Annotated in this window: 14 protein-coding genes and 4 pseudogenes; 7 read left to right on the top strand and 11 right to left on the bottom strand. The window is 59.4% G+C overall.

The features are described from left to right. Window positions 1-12: 12 nt before the first annotated feature. A complete protein-coding gene (locus tag ACW4E8_RS21140) occupies window positions 13-465 on the bottom strand; it encodes a nuclear transport factor 2 family protein (protein WP_456806327.1) in 453 nt (150 codons plus the stop codon). A gap of 17 nt (window positions 466-482) precedes the next feature. Beyond that, window positions 483-1,289 (bottom strand): RraA family protein, encoded by an 807-nt coding sequence (locus tag ACW4E8_RS21135; protein WP_456806326.1) that lies wholly within the window; start codon window positions 1,287-1,289, stop codon window positions 483-485. A gap of 200 nt (window positions 1,290-1,489) precedes the next feature. Between ACW4E8_RS21135 and ACW4E8_RS21130 the strand changes: the two genes are divergently transcribed. Further along, window positions 1,490-3,082 carry an IclR family transcriptional regulator domain-containing protein gene (locus ACW4E8_RS21130; RefSeq protein WP_456806325.1) on the top strand — a complete coding sequence of 531 codons (1,593 nt, stop codon included), beginning with the start codon at window positions 1,490-1,492 and terminating at the stop codon, window positions 3,080-3,082. A gap of 445 nt (window positions 3,083-3,527) precedes the next feature. Here ACW4E8_RS21130 and ggt read toward each other — a convergent pair whose 3' ends face one another. From ggt to ACW4E8_RS21115, 3 genes are all read right to left on the bottom strand, one after another. Beyond that, complete coding sequence (gene ggt / locus ACW4E8_RS21125; protein WP_456806324.1) at window positions 3,528-5,267, bottom strand: gamma-glutamyltransferase; 1,740 nt, start codon at window positions 5,265-5,267, stop codon at window positions 3,528-3,530. 898 nt (window positions 5,268-6,165) lie between these two features. Continuing rightward, window positions 6,166-6,984: a substrate-binding domain-containing protein gene (locus ACW4E8_RS21120; protein ID WP_456806323.1), complete on the bottom strand. Its 819-nt coding sequence runs from the start codon at window positions 6,982-6,984 to the stop codon at window positions 6,166-6,168. A gap of 40 nt (window positions 6,985-7,024) precedes the next feature. After that, window positions 7,025-7,987: a Bug family tripartite tricarboxylate transporter substrate binding protein gene (locus tag ACW4E8_RS21115; protein ID WP_456806322.1), complete on the bottom strand. Its 963-nt coding sequence runs from the start codon at window positions 7,985-7,987 to the stop codon at window positions 7,025-7,027. A gap of 125 nt (window positions 7,988-8,112) precedes the next feature. On the opposite strand from ACW4E8_RS21115, the pseudogene ACW4E8_RS21110 reads away from it, so the two are divergent. Continuing rightward, window positions 8,113-8,402: pseudogene (locus ACW4E8_RS21110) on the top strand (LysR family transcriptional regulator); the annotation flags it as partial. A gap of 805 nt (window positions 8,403-9,207) precedes the next feature. Here ACW4E8_RS21110 and hmpA read toward each other — a convergent pair. The 4 genes and pseudogenes from hmpA to ACW4E8_RS21090 all read right to left on the bottom strand — a co-directional run bounded on the left by hmpA (window position 9,208) and on the right by ACW4E8_RS21090 (window position 12,536). After that, complete coding sequence (gene hmpA / locus ACW4E8_RS21105; RefSeq protein ID WP_456806321.1) at window positions 9,208-10,419, bottom strand: NO-inducible flavohemoprotein; 1,212 nt, start codon at window positions 10,417-10,419, stop codon at window positions 9,208-9,210. Window positions 10,420-10,883: 464 nt separating this feature from the next. Continuing rightward, a pseudogene (locus tag ACW4E8_RS21100) lies at window positions 10,884-11,312 on the bottom strand (IS6 family transposase); the annotation flags it as partial. 493 nt (window positions 11,313-11,805) lie between these two features. Beyond that, on the bottom strand, window positions 11,806-12,060 hold the full coding sequence (locus tag ACW4E8_RS21095) for a hypothetical protein (protein WP_456806320.1): 255 nt from the start codon (window positions 12,058-12,060) through the stop codon (window positions 11,806-11,808). A gap of 278 nt (window positions 12,061-12,338) precedes the next feature. Beyond that, on the bottom strand, window positions 12,339-12,536 hold the full coding sequence (locus ACW4E8_RS21090; RefSeq protein ID WP_456806319.1) for a hypothetical protein: 198 nt from the start codon (window positions 12,534-12,536) through the stop codon (window positions 12,339-12,341). A gap of 421 nt (window positions 12,537-12,957) precedes the next feature. Here ACW4E8_RS21090 and phaP point away from each other — a divergent pair, with 421 nt between their 5' ends. The 4 genes and pseudogenes from phaP to ACW4E8_RS21070 all read left to right on the top strand — a co-directional run bounded on the left by phaP (window position 12,958) and on the right by ACW4E8_RS21070 (window position 14,554). Next, complete coding sequence (gene phaP / locus ACW4E8_RS21085; protein WP_456806318.1) at window positions 12,958-13,515, top strand: TIGR01841 family phasin; 558 nt, start codon at window positions 12,958-12,960, stop codon at window positions 13,513-13,515. A 234-nt stretch (window positions 13,516-13,749) separates the two neighbouring features. Further along, window positions 13,750-13,829, top strand: a pseudogene (locus ACW4E8_RS21080) (beta-ketoacyl-ACP reductase); the annotation flags it as partial. Beyond that, a pseudogene (locus tag ACW4E8_RS21075) lies at window positions 13,825-13,977 on the top strand (SDR family oxidoreductase); the annotation flags it as partial. The pseudogenes ACW4E8_RS21080 and ACW4E8_RS21075, both read left to right, overlap by 5 nt. A gap of 139 nt (window positions 13,978-14,116) precedes the next feature. Then, window positions 14,117-14,554, top strand: coding sequence for a GNAT family N-acetyltransferase (locus tag ACW4E8_RS21070; RefSeq protein ID WP_456806317.1), 438 nt, complete (start codon window positions 14,117-14,119; stop codon window positions 14,552-14,554). A gap of 490 nt (window positions 14,555-15,044) precedes the next feature. Here ACW4E8_RS21070 and ACW4E8_RS21065 read toward each other — a convergent pair whose 3' ends face one another. Beyond that, the gene (locus ACW4E8_RS21065) at window positions 15,045-15,296 is read right to left on the bottom strand and encodes a hypothetical protein (protein ID WP_456806316.1); all 252 of its coding nucleotides are present in this window, start codon (window positions 15,294-15,296) and stop codon (window positions 15,045-15,047) included. 712 nt (window positions 15,297-16,008) lie between these two features. Here ACW4E8_RS21065 and ACW4E8_RS21060 point away from each other — a divergent pair. After that, a complete protein-coding gene (locus ACW4E8_RS21060) occupies window positions 16,009-16,605 on the top strand; it encodes a short chain dehydrogenase (RefSeq protein ID WP_456806315.1) in 597 nt (198 codons plus the stop codon). Window positions 16,606-16,928: 323 nt separating this feature from the next. On the opposite strand, the gene ACW4E8_RS21055 is transcribed toward ACW4E8_RS21060, so the two are convergent. Then, window positions 16,929-17,267 carry a GNAT family N-acetyltransferase gene (locus ACW4E8_RS21055; protein WP_456806466.1) on the bottom strand — a complete coding sequence of 113 codons (339 nt, stop codon included), beginning with the start codon at window positions 17,265-17,267 and terminating at the stop codon, window positions 16,929-16,931. Window positions 17,268-17,362: the final 95 nt, after the last annotated feature.

Below are 17,362 nucleotides of genomic sequence, written 5' to 3'. Positions count from 1 at the left end.
GCATGGGATGACTCATTCGCACTTAAGGTGGTAGCCGCGCCCGGCGTAGTCGAAGTCGACCAGTTCATTGATGGCTGCGTTCTTGTCAGCCGGCGAAGCGTAGTAGGCTCGGATCTCGGCGATCTTGCCGGTATGCGGATCGAAGTCGTACCACTCCGCGCCGCGCAGTGCCGTGCCGCTATTGTTCTTCCAATGGGTCCATTCGATCATCGCCTCAGGCCGGTTATGGCTGATCAGGATGCGCTCGATGGTCCATTGCGAGCCGAGTGTGTCAACGCACCAAATCCATTTCCTGGCGATAGTGTCTGCGGATCGCCAGGGCACTTCAGGCAAGCCGGCAGGGAAGTAGTGCACGGCGTCCGGGGTGAAGCAGTCGATCAGCGCGTCGTAGTCGGCGGCGTTGCAGGCGTCGAAGTAGCGGCGGATCAGGGCTTCGTAGTAGTCCGGCGTGAAAGTTTTCGTCATACGTCTGTTCTCGTGGTTCAGCGGCTGTTGGCAAGGGCCGCCGGCGGGATCGGCGGGCGGCCGGCGGCGACCCATTCACGATGCTGGGCACGGGTCGCTTCGCTGGGCGGATAAAGCCCCCACAGCGCTTCGCCGGCCTGCACGCGCAGCGCCAGGTAGGCCTCGATATCGTCGCGGCGTTCGCAAAGGTCGGCCATTTCCTCGGCCAGGTGAGCGGGCACCACGGTGATGTTGTCGCCGTCGCCATGGATCACGTCGCCCGGATAGATCGCCACGCCGGCGCAGCCGATCGGCACCTGCAGGTCGGCGACATGGTGGTACGACAGTCGTGTGGTTGCGGTGACGCCGGTGCACCAGATCGGGAAGTCCATCTGCGACAGCTCGGTGCCGTCACGGAACGACCCATCGGTGATCACGCCGCGCGCGCCGCGCATCATCATCCGCGTGATCAGCATATTGCCCATCGACGCGGCGCGGCCGTCGCGGTTGCTGTCGATCACCAGCACGTGGCCGGGTTCGATCTGTTCCACGCCGACCCACTGCAAGTTGTCGGCGGAGGGCTCAGTGGTGAGGTTGCCGTAGACATCGATGTCTTCGCGCGCCGGGATAAAACGCATTGTGTAGGCGCGCCCTGCAAACGGCTTGATCTTCTTGTTCAGCGGCGTGAGGCCGTGCAGCACCGGCTGGCGGAAGCCCTTGATATAGAGCTGGGTAGTCAGCGAGCCGCTGGTGACTTTGGCAAGGCGTTCCAGTACCGAGTCCGGCACATGAGGAGCCGGGGCACGTTGGGGGATGGCGGTCAGCGGGGAAGGATTCACGCTCATGGTAGGTCTCGGAAGTCCGGGGAATTGGGAAACTCTGGGTTGCGTCCCATCATCTGGGATCGCGTAGCGCGGGGAATGCGACCGTGGGCCGGGCCCCGCCTTGGACTTATCCTAGACACCTTCGCCCGGTTTTAGAATGGCTGCGGCGGCGTTCCAAGACGGCATGTCCGCGACATTTCCACATACTGAGACAGATTGATATGTCCGCGAATCCTGGTGACGGCACCGGCGCCATTGAGAAGGCCTTCGATGTGCTGGAGGCGGTGGGGGCAGCACCCGACGGGCTGAGCCAGCAGGAGCTGACCGCCCAGCTCGCGCTGCCGCGCACGACGATCTACAGGCTGCTGGCCACGCTTGTAACGCGCGGCATGCTGCGCCGCGACCCGGCGCGCAAGGTTTACCGCCTGGGTTTCCGTTGCTTCGAGATGGCACGGCAGGCCTACACCATGCCGGACCTGGTCGCGGCCGCCGCCAGCGAGATGCGCGGGCTGCGCGACCTGACCGGCGAGACCTGCTACCTGGCCACGCTGGACGGCCTCGAAGTGATTTCGCTGGAGCGCTGCGACGGCGCGCACAGCGAGCGCTCCGCGGCGGCGCTGGGCCAGCGCAAGCCGCTGCATTGCACCAGTCAGGGCAAGGCGATACTTTCCGCGATGGCGGGCCCGGCGCGCGACGCGATCGTGCGCGACTTGTCGCTCAAGGCTCTGACACCCCTGACCATCACGGACCGGCGCCGCCTGAATGCGGAGCTCAATATCACCGCCGCGCGTGGCTATGCCATCGACGATGAAGAAATCGTGCTGGGTGTGCGCTGCGTCGGGGCGCCGATCGTGGACGGCCAAGGCGCCGTGCGCGGCGCGATCAGCATTGCCGGCCCTGCCTACCGCCTGACGCGCGAACGGCTGGAGTTGCTAGGCCCTGAGATTGCCCAGGCAGCGCGACGCATTGGCGCGGAGATGGAGGCGATCAAGCCGCCGGCCACCGACACGCCCGCACAGCCGATCCCCGGACAGTGGGCCTTCCAGGGCGGCTACCCGTTCTGGCTGGCTGGCTCGAGCCGGCTCATCTGGGCCGATGTGCTTGCACCCGCGGTGCGCTGCCTCGAGCTCGGCAGCGGCGAGCCACATGACTACGTCCTGGCGCGCATCGAGTCCCCCATCCGCGCGTTGCTGCCGCGTGGGGATGCCATGCTGGTGTTGCATGAGAACGGCGCTGCCAGCGTTGCGCCGGACGGTACGGTCAGCGAGGTCGAAAACTGGCCCGCCGCCGCCCGCAACGCCATCGCCTTGTGCGAAGGCGCGGACCGGGACCTTTGGGTGGCAGTACCAGCGGCCGGAGAGGGTTGCAGTATTGGCTTGCTGAAGCCGGGCGGTGCGTTGGTGACGCAGTGGACCCTGGGCGAACGCGTCCAGGCGTTGCGCTGGTCTACCTCCGACGGCCGGCTCTATGCCACAACGCCGGCATCTGGATCGATCCTGGTCCTGGAACCCGGTAGCAGCATTGTGCGCCGACTGACCACGGTGCCGAAGGGAGCGGGAAAACCCCATGGACTGGCACTGGACGGCAGTGGCGGCATCTGGACTGCACTGTGTGAGGGATGGAGTGTGATGCGTTTCCTTTCCGATGGAACGCTAGACCGCGTCGTCGGCATGCCGGTACCGTGCCCGTCAGATGTCTGTATCGGGGGGGCGGATTCGACCACCCTGTATATCACATCATCACGCCAGCAGGTTTCGCTGGAGGTACTGGCAAAGGCAGGCCTTTCCGGAAGACTGTTTGAGTTAGCTATTTAGGGGTGAACAACGCTTGATGCCTACCCTCGGCATTGGGACTGGCGGCATTGGCAATGGCGGTCAGGTACTCCGAGCCGATTTTGATCGGAAGTCGTTTAAGCTGCGACCAGCAACTGACCTTAATGGGTTGAAGAGCCGACATTGGGAAACAGGAACAGTGTCAATGCGTAACAACCTAATTCCTTCCTCCCAGTCAGGCAAATGACTCAAACTGGCCGATCTCGGTCGGATGCCCGCCGCGAAACTGCGGCCGTCTCCGACCGACCCTTCTCGGTCATTTGACGCCGCGGCGTCAAATGACCGCTATAGGAAAGCGCCCTTAGCGTGGCATCAACGGATTCCAGCGATGAGCGGCGCTGAAAAGCAAACGGCGTGAGCCGAGTGGTCTCGCGCCGTTTGCATCTTTCTTACCCGCCAAAGCGGGCAACCAACGTGCAATGCCGAATCAATAACCACCGGCCGCCAGCCCGGTGTTGCGGCGCGGGTCGTTGGCGCCATAGAAGCGGTTGTTGCCGACCGGCTTGCCACCGAGAGCCGGTGCGCCGACGATGATCGTCGCCAGGTGGTTGGCAGGCTGTGGCGGGCCGAAGCGATGCCCCATGTCCTCCAGGATCTTGCGCGTATCCGGGGACAATGCGTAGTCCTCCACATTGGTCAGGTCCGGCAGCCATTGCTGATGGAATCGCGGCATGTCCACGGCTTCCTGCACGTTCATGTTGTAGTCGATGGCGTTGACCATGGTCAGCAGTACAGCCGTGATGATACGACTGCCGCCTGGCGTGCCCACCACCATCACCGGCTTGCCGTCCTTGGTGACGATGGTCGGACTCATCGAGGACAGCGGGCGCTTGCCTGGGGCAATGGAGTTGGCCTCGCCCTGGACAAGGCCATACAGGTTCGGCACGCCGACCTTGGCGGTAAAGTCGTCCATCTCATCGTTCAGGACCACGCCTGTCGTGGCTGCAGTGACCTTCGCGCCAAACCAGTCGTTGAGCGTGTACGTGACGGAAACGGCGTTGCCGGCCTTGTCGGCAATCGAGTAATGCGTGGTGTTGCTGCCTTCATGCGGCTCCACGCCGGGCTTGATGTCCTTCGAAACGCCTGCCTTCTTCGGGTCGATCGCCGCGCGAATCTTGGCGGCGTAGTTCTTGTCCAGGAGGCGGTCCAGCGGGTTTTTCACGAAATCCGGATCGCCCAGGTAGCTGTTGCGATCCACATAGGCGTGGCGCATGGCTTCGATCTGGTAGTGCACGGCCTGCGCGGAGTGGTAGCCCAGGTCCTTGAGCGGGTAGCCTTCCAGAATGTTCAACATCTCGCAGATGACCACGCCGCCCGAGCTCGGCGGCGGTGCCGACACGACGTGATAGCCGCGGTAGTCGCACTCGACCGGCGCCAGTTCGCGCGTATTGTAGGCATCAAGATCTGCCTGCGTGATCAGGCCCTTCCCAGCCTGGCTGGAGGCGACGATCGCCTTCCCCACCCAGCCCTGGTAGAAGCCTTCGGTTCCCCCGTTGCTGATCGCGCGCAGCGTCTTGGCCAGGTCGCGTTGAACCAGCTTCTGGCCCACCTGGAACGGTTGCCCCTTGTTCAGGAAGATTGCGCCGGAGGCAGGGTCTTCCTGGAAGTCCTTGGTTGCGGTGAGCAGCATATCCACGTCGCCCTGCTCGAGCGTGAAGCCGTTCTCGGCGAACTTGATGGAAGGGGCAATCAGGTCCGCGCGCTTCATCGTTCCATACTTCCGGCGAGCGTACTCCATGCCGGACACGGTGCCGGGCACGCCCACGGCCAGATGTCCCTTGGTGGAGGCGCCCTTGATGACATTGCCGTCCTTGTCCAGGTACATGTTCGCGGTTGCACCCTTTGGCGCGACCTCCCGGAAGTCAAGGAATGTCTTGCGGCCGTCAGCCAGATGGATGGTCATGAATCCGCCGCCACCCAGGTTGCCCGCGGCCGGATACACCACGGCCAGCGCGTAACCCACCGCCACGGCGGCGTCGACAGCGTTGCCACCGCGCTTGAGCACATCGACTCCAACTCTGGTAGCCAGGTGCTGCGCGGTGACGACCATGCCGTTCTCGGCGGCGACCGGCGCCACGGAAGCCGCGTACGACGACGGCGCGAAGCTCGTCGTCAGACAAAGGGATGCAATCGCGGTGTACCACCGCAATCCTGACTTCGGATTCATGGAGTCTCCTGATGAATGCTGCGTAAGCGAACCCTGCTAACGACATCGCCCAAGACGCCAACGAATAACCTTGCCTATGGTTTGGTTTTGGCAAGTATGAGAAGCACCGGGAGCAACACGGCACCCGGTTAACTTTCGCGGCGCTTGTGGCGCACAATCTTCTCATAAAGGTTCCCTCCGCTCCAGGGGACAGATTCGGTTCGACATCTGATGATGTTGGCCTGGCCGGCCGGGCCGGCCCTCAGTGTTTACATGCACTCCGCCGAACTGCATCGCAGACCATTCCAACGATCGGCGCAGTAACGGATTACTTGGCTGCACCGACCTGTTTGAATGCATCGAACTTCGAATCAACGGGGGGTGCGGCATATACCTGAGCGCTTCTTCGACAAGCGGCTCGGATGCCGAATAATCCGATCCGATGCTGTCATTGTGTGTCTGCGGGAAGTTCACCGCTTCAACGCGGCCACCCCGGCGATCCACTGTCGCAGTCATGCCGCGCAGCTCAGGTCGAGGAAAGCGCCGCTGGAAGAGCACCAAGGCTAGGGGTCATCGACGTTGGGCCTGATGCCGGAAGGAAGGTGGGGCGCAGACGTCCAAATGTCCGAATGACGGTGCAGGCGAACGACGCTTCTTGGCCGGAAACAGAGATTAAGTAGCGAAAGAGGCCATACGGCCTCCTTTTGGCTCATTTGGATGTTCTGGGATATGTGGTGGATGCAGCTACAGGCCGCTGCCTGGATTGGCCACCACTTTCGATGCCGTTCTGGCTTCCACCATGCGATCGCTCTACAAGAAATGTGGACTTACGCCCCCATCGCGCTGTCGGTCGTAGCGCCCGCGCTTTATGTAGCTCGCGTAGTGTCGAAAAGTTCAGGGAGCGTATAGGCCTCAATGGTCAAGGCTTCTGCGGCTGGCCCAAAACCGGAGGGGCCGGTGGCGGCAGAGGTGTCGCTACGGGTTCCAATCCCGTGCTGTTTACGATCGCAGCCGCAGCCGGCGAGGCAAGAAATTTGACAAACCGGGCAGATGCCGGTGTCAGTCGGCTTGTGCCAGCGGAAAAGAACACCTTCTGTTGCAACTCGGCTGGCAACGGGCCGACGTAGTCCAGCTCCTTGAAGGGCAGCAGTTCGCTGACCTGCTGGAAGCCGATTTCAGCATCACCTCGCGCCACCACGGCGCCGACACGTTCACTGTAGATCTTGTGGGCTTTGTCCTTGATCTTGTCCGAGACACCAAGTCGGGGGAATAACTCGTTAGAGAGGTACGTGCCGCTGGCGCTGGCGGAATACGCGATGGATTTTGCATTGAGCAGGGTCTGCTTCAAGGCTTCAGTCGTGCTGATATCCGGCTTAGGCGTGCCCTTGCGCACGGACATGCCGATCAATGATCGCGCCAGGTCGACCCGGCTGCCGGCTGCCACCTTGCCTTCCGATATCAGCTTCTCAAGGCCCGAGTCCGCCAGGATCACCACATCAAACGTCTCGCCCTGTGCCAGCCGACTGGGAATGGAATCGGGCGCATTGCCCATCGACGCGCCGTAGGCAGTGATGACACGGTCCTGCGTGGCGGCCTCATACAGTGGCACGAGTTGCTGGTAGGCAGCGGTAAAGCCGCCCGAGGTAATCACGCGGATCTCGTCTGCCCAGGCCGGAGCAGCCAGCCAGAGCATGAGAACCAGCAAGGTATGCCTGGCGGCAAAGATTGTCGGCTTCATATCGTCTCCAATGATTCACAGCTGCGGACCGCGCTGACAATCAGTCTTCTTTCATATTGGCTGCGCGCGCGATCGGGCCGAGGCGAGCCTTTTCGCCTGCCAGGAACTTAGTGAAGTCCGCCCGCGTCCCGCCCATCGGCTGGATACCTTGCGGGATCAGCCTGGCCCGCAGTTCAGGTGACTTGATAGCGGCGTCGATAGCCTTGTTCATTTTGTCGAGGATCGCGTCAGGGGTACCGCGCGGTGCGAATACGCCGGACCAGTGACCGATGAATACGCTGGGATAGCCGAGTTCTGCGGTGGTGGGCACATCCGGCATCGCGGCAATGCGGGTATTCCAGGTGGAAGCGATCGGGCGCAGCTTGCCGCCCTTGACCTGCGGAAGGACCACAACACTGGCTTCGGAGGTCGCGTCTACTTGTTTGCCGACAACGGCGACCATACCTTCGGAGCCGCTCTTGTAGGGAATGATCTCAAGTTTTGCGCCGGTCGCCAGCTTCAGCATTTCTGCGACGAAGTGCGGCGTGCTTCCGGTGCCCGCCGTAGCGAAATTCAGGCTCTTGCCGCCCTTGCCGCTGGCAACCAGACCCTTGAAATCCTTGATCGGCGAGTCGGCGGGCACCACGATGACCGACGGGCTGACGGCCAGCATGGCGACGGGCACCAGGTCTTGCTCCTTGTACGGCAGGTGGGCCTTGATCATGCCGTTGGTGATCACGCCGGCTGCCGGTGCCAGGAAGGTATAGCCGTCCGGCGCGGACTTGGCCACATAGTCGGCACCCAGTACCGAACCGGCGCCAGGCTTGTTCTCCACGATGATGGGCTGGCCCAGTTGCTTGGATGCCGCCTCGGCCACGGCGCGCGCAACCAGGTCGTTGGCGCCGCCGGGACCGAACGGTACGACGAACTTTACTGGCTTTGCGGGCCAGGTTTCAGCCCAGGCGGTCAAGGTGCATGCAGTCAGGGTAAGGGCGAGTGCGAGATGGCGAACTGCGAATTTCAAGGTAAGTCTCCGGGATCAATCTATTTGTGTGCGCTTTGCGGCACGTCACAACGTCCCGGTCAGGCATTGCAAGAGTATTCGGAGACGACTAATCTGTGAATTGCAATGTTTTGATGATCTGATGCATGTCACGCATTAATTTCGCTATGGAAGATCTGCAGGCGTTTGTCGCTATCGCCGAAAAAGGACGCTTCCGTACGGCCGCCGAAGCACTTCACATCTCGCAGCCCGCGCTCAGCCGGCGGATCGAGAAACTGGAAAAGTCGCTCGGCTCCCGCTTGCTGGACTGCACGACACGGCGCGTGGAAACGACAAACATGGTAGGCAATTCCTGGAGGAAGCCCGCGCAGCGCTGGATATCCTTGATAACGCGGTATTCCGGCTCGGTGACGAGCATGAGTTGCACAGGTCTGTGCCTTGTTTATTGACGCATGTCCCATTGAAGCGGGCGATGACCCGACAGTGGTCCTGCCATACCTGCATGGGTTGATCGTCAGAAACTCCGGGTCAGTGGTCAACCGGTCCGGGTTCCCTTGCTTGACCTTCAACGAGGGCAGGCTGATCGACAGAACGTATGGTGATCAACTGCGCCGCGATGCAGAATTGCGGCACAAAGTCCCGTTTAATTCTGACATAAAACCGCCTTAGATCAGGGCAAAATGCCCTTGTAGTACCTGCTACCGTCCGCGCCACACCGCTGTATCGCGGGCGTTTTTTTGCCTGTCAATCCCATTGCGAACCACGTTTCGGAGTCCGGGTGACTGGCGTCCTTCTGTGGCATAGTTCCATGATCGGTTTGCCCAGCCCTGACGCGTCGGCAAAAATGTGAGGTCTTGGGACAAGCCAAAATACAGGAATGGGGGCATTCCTCCTTCAAGATCACATCATGCAATGCCCCGACTGTGGACAGGCCGAACTGGTTCCTGTCTCACTCCCGCTGGCCATCACTGTAGGGGCCAGACGCGATACCACGATTCATGTTGCTCATGTGTGGCGATGTCCCGCGTGTGAGACGGGGATCATCAGCGATGAGGAACTGCAACTAGCGATCTCCGCCGTTCCCGAGCAGTCCCGGAAGAATGACGCCGCGTAAGTCGTCACCTGACAAGAACAAGAAGGAAGCAGTTCGACACGCCAGGCTGACAGAAACATAAGCGATTGCCGTCCGGTCGCCGATCTTCTTCGCCAAGTCGGCGGCGGACTGATGGACTGGCTTCGTGTTATTCGGCAAACAGGTCCGGGCCGAACACTTCATAGTGGATACGTGTCTCGCGAATACCCAAATCCCTCAGCGCGTCATGTTGCATCCGCATGAACGGGATCGGTCCGCAGATATAGTAATCGGCGTCAGGTAGCAGGATCGAATCTTTGATCGACTTGACATCAACAAGCCCTGCGTAATCGTAGTCCCGGCCTGCGACATCCTGCGGCAACGGCTCGTCATAGAACACAATCAAATCGAAGTTAGCATACGTCTTGGCGGCCTCGCGCAGCCGGTCACGCATGGCGTGAACCCCACTGTTTCGTGCGCCATGAACGAACACCACTTGCCGTTGCAGGTCTTGTATTGCTCGCTTCAGCATGCTAACCATCGGGGTCAGCCCCACGCCGCCGCTGATCAGAACAATGGGCGTCTTGGCGTTAACGTCGATATGGAAGCTCCCGTACGGCGCAGCCAGCTTGATCTCATCCCCGACATTGACGTGATCGTGCAGCAGACAGGAGACATAGCCCGCTGGCTGTGTATCGCCGCCTTCGCGCTTCACCGAGATGCGATAGCTGCGCCCATTTGGCATATCCGACAGGCTGTACTGGCGAATCTGTTGCAGCCCGAGTGTGGGCACATTGACTGCGACGCTGATGTACTGACCGGGTTCGAAGTTCACCAGCGGCCCACCATCCGCAGGTTCTAGGATGAACGACGTGATCACGCTGCTCTCAGGCCGCTTCTCGCGCACGACAAAGGTACGCCAGCCGGTCCAGCCACCGGGTTGTTCTGCTGAACGCTCGTACAACTCGCTTTCGATCCCCATCAGGACATCAGCCAGATTCCCGTAGGCTTGCGCCCATGCGGAAATGATGTCGTCAGTTGCGGTTTGGCCCAACACTTCCTTGATGGCGGCCAGCAGGTGTTCCCCAACAATGGGGTACTGTTCCGGTTTGACGCCGAGACTCGCATGCTTGTTGGCAATGTTCTTCAGCACGGCCATCAGGCTACTCGGGTCCTCGATATTCTCCGCATACGCGTAGACCGCCCGTGCCAGCGCCTGCTGCTGCTGGCCCTGTTCTTGATGGGCCATGTTGAACACGTTCTTCAGTTCGGGATGCGCTTCGAACATGCGTTTATAGAAGCACTTGATGATGTCGTAGCCGTGTTCGGCCAGAGCCGGTGCCGTGGCTTTTACGATGTCCTTCGTCTTCTGCGTCAGCATTGCTTCTCTCCGTTGCGCGGGCGTGGGGGTCGCCAAATCGGGAAGGCTAGACGGTGGCCTACCTCGTCCCCTTGATCAACGTCAAGTCTAGGTGAGGCGGCCTTGACGAGGCAACGCTCAGCGGTTGTTGAAGGCTTGAACGAAGACACTCCCGCAGAGATCGAAGTCGTCTACGCTGCGTCACTTCTTCGTTTCGCCATCACGGTTTCTCCCAATAGGTGAACGTAAGTCGCTGCTCGTAGACTGACCCCAAGTCGGAACGAATGTACCCAAAGGCGGCCACCCATACCGGGCCGCAACCCCACCTCTACTTCGTTCCGACGCCCGACCCACCAACCCGCTTCGGCGGGTTTCTTGTTTGTGCTTCCGAATAGATCGATCAGGAAGGGCATCAGCGTTAAGACGTACCTCAGTCGTGGCGGCCCTGTTAGGTTAACCAATCTTCCTCGCCAAGTCGGCGGCGGGTTGGCCGGGCTGCCGTCGATGGTCACTGACTCGGGCTGGCCGTTATGCGCGATGGCCTTCTCGAAAAAGCGCCGCGCCGCAGCCTTGTCGCGCTGGGCGCGCAACAGGAAGTCGATGGTATGGCCCGCCTTGTCGACCGCCCGGTACAGGTACTTCCACTGACCGCGTACCAGGATGTAGGTCTCGTCCATGCGCCGGCTTTTTCCCACCGGGCGCTTGCGAGAGCGAAAGATCTTGTTCAACGCCGGCAGCAATTTCAGAGCCCAGCGGTGCACGGTCGAATGGTCAACCGAGATGCCACGCTCGGCGATCATTTGCTCGAGATGACGCAGGCTCAACGGGTAGGCCACATACCACCGCACGCAGGTCAGCATCACGTCCAGTGGGTAGTGCAGACGCTTCAATACCTTCGCAACTTCCAAGTTCATGACCGCTGCCAACACTTGCTGAGTTCGACACCGGCCCATTCTACCGGAGGCTTATTGCGACAGAGCCCGCGAAGGTATCAATGCCGTCTTGGTGCGCGCTCGCACCAATGGGTGCAAGGCTGCCGCATTGCTCACGACATCGCACCCCAGCTATTTCGCACGACACGGTTTTTCGCTCAGCTCATTGGAAGAGATGCCTGAGGGGATAAAGCTATCGAAAGAATCTCAGCGGCGCGCTGGTGCAAGAATGTATTGCATGTGGCGGCAGCTTGACTGACACCTGCGAGACGGCAAATGGTGGTGCCAGCGCAGACTCAAACATGCTCTCAGCTTGCCACTACACTTCGATGTCAATTTTGGACGCACTCTGCGGACGGTCGAATACGAGCCACCGGCAACCTGTCCATTTTTGGACAACTTGCTAGTCCTGGTCCTTACCGCGCTACTTGCAAGTAGTCCTGGCGGTGTGGGGGGAGATGTTGGCGGAGCAGCCTCATCGACGGCTAGCGTCGGTTTGACCGGCGCGATGACTGAGAATCCACACCATCATTTCGTCCAATTCCGAAAGCTGTGGTTCCAATTCGACCAGCGGCAAGCACTCAAACATTGACGCAGCGAACGCGCGTGGAGCAGGACAGCTCGCGAGAGGGCCGTGCTGGGAGATGTCCAAACCGTCCACCTCCGCGGCAACCCAGCCGTCCGGCGTTTCATACAGCACGGAAAAATGCCTCGTAGCGAAACCTTTCATGGTCTACTGAAATCTTTCCGAGATAGAGCTGCCGTGCGAAGGACGAGGCCTTGCGTCATATACACGCGTTCCTTCCCAGAATCGACCCTCGCCTCAACATTCATCTCGTTCTGCTTGTGCCCGCATACGCTAACATTCGCTCTCGATTTGTCGCGATGTTTAGGTGTTCGGGGAATGGCGCTGGAGTCGACTTGCGCCTAGCTGTAAGCCCGCACGATATTGGGTTCGTATCGTTAAGCCTGTGCGGTGGCATGCCCGCGACTAAAAGCTCATAGGTCTCAGTGGTACCGCCCCATTGCCTGGAGCAGGCTGCGGCCGCGGTCAGTGAGCTGCGGGCACATACCGCCTTGACCATACGTGTCGCACACCACGAATCGATGCTCAACGAGCTGACTTAAGTCCATCGGGTCTAGGGCCTCGGGATTGCGGGCGTCCTGGACGAGAAACAGTGTCGCCATCTCATGGTGTGTCAGCATGCGCATCTCCTTTGCGGAACTGTCGTTTGCTGTTGTCCGGCATGGGGAAGGCCGGGTGTACTAGCGGCGCCCAAGTGGTACCAGCCGCGCCGGAGTGACCATCGTAGGCGCCGAAGTCTTGCAAGCTCAAATCCTAGCCTGTAACAAAGTGCAAGTGCTGCAAAGTTCGCACGCAGACCCACATTAGGAGCACTTTCAACAGCACCGCAGCAAACTTTACGTAAGCAGTTGTTACGTGGGTACTTCATACGGCTCCCCAATGCGCAATTTTGCAAACTCAACAAGGTATTTCCCTAGGAAACAATTTCGAACAAACGCTCTAGGATTTGAGCCTCCTTGAGTTTGCTCACGCTAGTTCAAAGAGCTTGGCTGCCCGGCATGGCGATGGCCGGTCCAGCACTTCTTACCTAGGAGACTGCGCATGTCCGCTTCAATGGCCGAACAGTTTGCTGCGCTTCAAAAGTCCCGTTTTGAGTCGTTGTTTGCACTTTCGAAACCGGTTGTGGAAGGGTTCCCAACGCTCACAGAGTTGAACCTACAAGCCGCGACTTCTGCGCTCGAATATAGCCAAGGTCAATGGAAAATCGCTCTTGATAATAAGGATTTCAAAGAGCGATTCATCGCTAAGAATCTCGCGACGCCTGGCGGGATTGAAAATGGCATTGATTACGCACGGCAACTTTTCGAATTTGCCAACACAGCACAACTAGAAGCGTCTCATATCGCGGAGGCGAAATATGAAGCGCAAATCCAGAGTATGCAAATTTTGGTCGACAGCTATGTGAAAAACGCCCCGGCAAGTGCTGAGGTTTTGGGTAACCTGCTGCAATCATCGGTCGCGTTGACTGCCAGTACCTTCGAGTTGATGCAGCGAGCTGCCAACGAAGTTCTCGCAACCACTCGTGCATACTTCTTTCCCGGCAGCCCGGATGGGAAAGGTTCCAATAAGTCCGCTTCTGCACGGGTTTCGAAAAGTTAGCCCAGCAATTTGGCACTTGAGCGCAGAGCACCACGCGCAAGGACTGCACTACTGATAGCCTCCTCGCCCATGGCGATATGGCGACATAAGACGCGCTTTTCCCATAGGCGCGCTGCCTTGCTTTCGTTCAAAAACCATACATTGCTCGACCATTTTTGGGCCAGGTAGAAATTTGCATTTCAGAAGAAGTGGAGGAGACAATAGCCAGGAGAATCTGCACTGGTGACAGGCGGCATGGGAGGTTTGGGCGAGGCGACTGCCATCAAGCTGCACGACGCCGGGCATACCGTGTCGTAACGTACTCACCGGGTTCTCGATACCCAAATCATCCCGCAAATCCCTGTCGGTCGACTGGGCCAGCCGGAAGAAGTGACAGCATTGATTACGTATCTCCGCTCGAATGATGCCGCTTTCGTGACGGGCGCAAACATTGCCATCAACGGTAGGCAACACCTGCAATGACCCGATGCTCTGCTCTGCTCAGTTCGACGCGGGGCAGAGCAATCCAGAGCGCCAGTGCCGACGTTCGCTGCAATGTAAGAAGCGCAGCATACTCACGCAGGTTATTCAGCTTTCCGCTCGCTGGGAGGACATACCTAGAATGGCAAGAGACCTGAAAATTCGTGCGGCGGAGGCAGCTGAATGGCAACGCATTTCACAGGTGCTCGATAGCTGTGGATTGCCCCACGACGACATTGACCTGTCCTCGCGCCTCTTCCACATCGCGTTGCTGCACGGCAAGGTTGTCGGCTGCGCCTGCGCCGAGCGCTATGACAAGACCGTTGTAGTCCGCTCCGTGGCTATTCTTCCGGAATACAGCGACCGCAGGATTGTCATGCATCTCGTTGGCGCCGTGCTTATGAGAGCTTGCGCGGAAGGTTGTACGAAGGCTGTGCTCGTCACGGCAAAAGCTTATAGCGCAGGGCCACCATGTAAATCTTCGCTTGCCTCAATGGATGCCATGCCGGAAGAACTAGAACTCTCGAAGAAGCTCATTCGCAGATTCGGGGGCATACCCCGTGCTATGTGCCGTCAGTAGAATTGATGCATCTTTCGCTTCCCGTGCATGGAACAGGCGCACGGGCTGCCTGCACCTGCGCGTTGACGAAGGGCCAAATCAAGGCTCACATCGGCCTTTGCATGCATGTGAACCCGGTGCCTGAGGAATCCAGCGTGGAGGCCCGTTAAAGCTTTGCCCAACGCGCTATGAGCGCGTAGATAGCGGCGGGCATCAGAAGGCAAGCTGCTAGCGTCAAATAGTACCGTGCACCGTGATGGGGTGGATGCGTATGGAAATGGTGAATTGTCGGCTTCATATTGTCCTACCAAAATGACCGAGACTGGAGGGGCGCTTCAAGCATAGACATTTCTTGCGCACTTGGATTGGCGCAAGCAAACTGTACGCCCGTCGAGCCAGTCGAGGGAGACCTTGATATGAGGCATCATGCCCGAGTCCAGTAGTACGAGTTGCCGCGCGGAGAATCGGCTGAGCAGAGGCGGGCCATTTGAAACGAACTGGCAATGGCTGCTCACAACGACACAATGTCAGCACTCATTGGCGGTCCATCTACTGCAGGCGGAAACACGCGCCAGCAGCCGTCATCGTGCCGAAAGAAGAACAACGCGCGCAAACCGGCCGGTTGCACGGTCTCAACGCATACGTAGCGTCGCCGGCCCGATTGGGTGCGACTGAATTCGACTACGTGGACGGACGACGTTGGACCAGGCGCGAGCCATTTATCGACCTGAAAGCGCAGCGACTGCTCATTTGTGCTTTTCATGTCCCCCTCCATTACCCCAGTTCTTGTTTGCCGCAGAGCTCCTGGAGCGCCCAACAATTGTCAGAATCGCCCTGAAGGCATCACTGCACTGCAATGCGCTTCGTGGCGCACCTGACATCGCAGCCGAATCTTGAGAAAGCGCTTTAAGCCTAGGTCATAACGTGGCGTCTCTACGTATCGTTTTGCGAAATGGCAACAGCGAGCAAGCAGGCTATGAGGTGCCTCCATGCGCCTCCATGGTCCTGTAATGATGCATCGCAGTACGTGCGACCGAGCACAAATCGCGTTACGCTCCCATCGGGAAAACGGCCGGAGTTTGCCGGAGGTTGACCCCCCTTTTTTAACAGCCCACTGGTGTCGACGCGAAGTACGTTCGACGGCGCATCAAGCGCTTGCAAAGCATCGACAATGCTGCAGGCCGTGGGGCTTGTGGGTACCTTCCCGTGGCAGCCCAGCGGCCGGTTCTCACAACTCGGTATGTCATGAATGCGGCAGGGGGATGCAGGCATCGGTGCGGTTGTTCTGCGGGCATGGTAGGGCGACTGCTTGCGTGAGTGGGTGGCCAATCCTTGCCGCTCGGTATGCAGGTACTGGTAGTCGGCGCGCAGTGGCGGTAAGGCGTATGCTATGCGCAAGGCTATTTCACTTGAAGGCGAGTTTGGGTAGTACTGAAGGACCGTTCCCTACCCATCATCTGTTATCAGGGGGACGTATGCGCATACTGGTCATTGGAGCCACAGGACTCCTTGGGAAGGAAATTACCGCTTTATTGTCGGAAGAACATGACGTGGTAGGGGCCAGCCGTAGCTCTCCGGCGGTCTCAGTGGACATCTCCGACAGGCAGTCGATTCTGGAAATGTATAAACAGGTGGGCACGGTTGACGCCGTGGTCTGCGTAGGAGGCACAGCGAAATTCGCCCCACTGGATGCCCTGACTGACGATGATTTTGCATTCAGCCTGGCCAATAAGCTGATGGGGCAGGTCAATCTTGTCCGGTATGGAGTTCCGTACATCTCCCAGGGCGGGTCGGTCACGCTGACCAGTGGTACCCTCGCGCAGCATCCAATCCTTGGTGGCGCAGCAATGAGCACCGTGAACGCCGGCATCGAGGCATTCGGGCGGGCAGCAGCGCTCGAATTGCAAGGCAAGGTTCGCGTGAATGTTGTAAGTCCCGGATGGGTGTGGGAGACACTCGAAGCGATGGGACGCGACCCCGCCAAGGGCGTTCGGGCGGCGGTGGTCGCACAGGTCTACCAGAAATGTATTTTGGAAGACATGTCCGGGCTGGTGGTGTCGGTCACTCACTGAATCGCAGTGTCCACGCGCAGCATACCGTCTTGGCTAGCGTCGTCTGAGTGCCTGGCCGGGCTAACGGTGCGAAGAATCCGTGCCGCCTTGCAGGCATCCGATAGCTTTGGAGTGTCCCACGACGATGCTGACCCCTAGCGCTGCGCATCTTGGTTCTCGGGATGCTCACTCGCTGGCTGGGCTCAGGCAGCCGCGCTTGGTGCACGAGACAGCTGGCATGGCCCGAACTCCGTATTCCCGGGAAGGATTGCTATCCGCGGATCGTATGTAGCAGCGACTGCAATCAGCGGAGCCCGGGGCTAGTAGCGCGGAAGGCCATCTTCCTATCGCAGTTTACATCGCATGCAAAGCGCTGATGTTAGAGCCGCGCGCTGGACAGGTGGTGAGGACATGACCTCCAGTGGCACGTCTTCAGCCGAGACAAGCTCGAATCCCCATCGAGCGAAGTAAGCTGGAGCAACTGTGGAGAAGATATAGGCTTCGCGTGCTTCCGTACCCCGAGCCCGCATCAATAATGCCTCAACCAGGCACCCAGCAATACCTCTGTCTCGGTATGCTGGCTCAACGGCTACTGAGCGGATAAGCACGTTCGAACCGTGATGTTCCGCTGCCGCACATCCAATAATGCGGTTCTCATATAGCGCAACTTGGAAGTCTTCGATTATTTGTCAACGCCGATTTAAATCTGACCCACTTTGGCAAGAATCGCCGAAGTAAAACTGACCCACCTGGCTCCCGTCAGCCAGCCGCCTTGGCG

The sequence above is a fragment of the Cupriavidus sp. CP313 genome, assembly GCF_054072015.1.
Note: the sequence above shows the minus strand (reverse complement) of the source record. Positions and strands in the feature narration are given on the sequence as shown.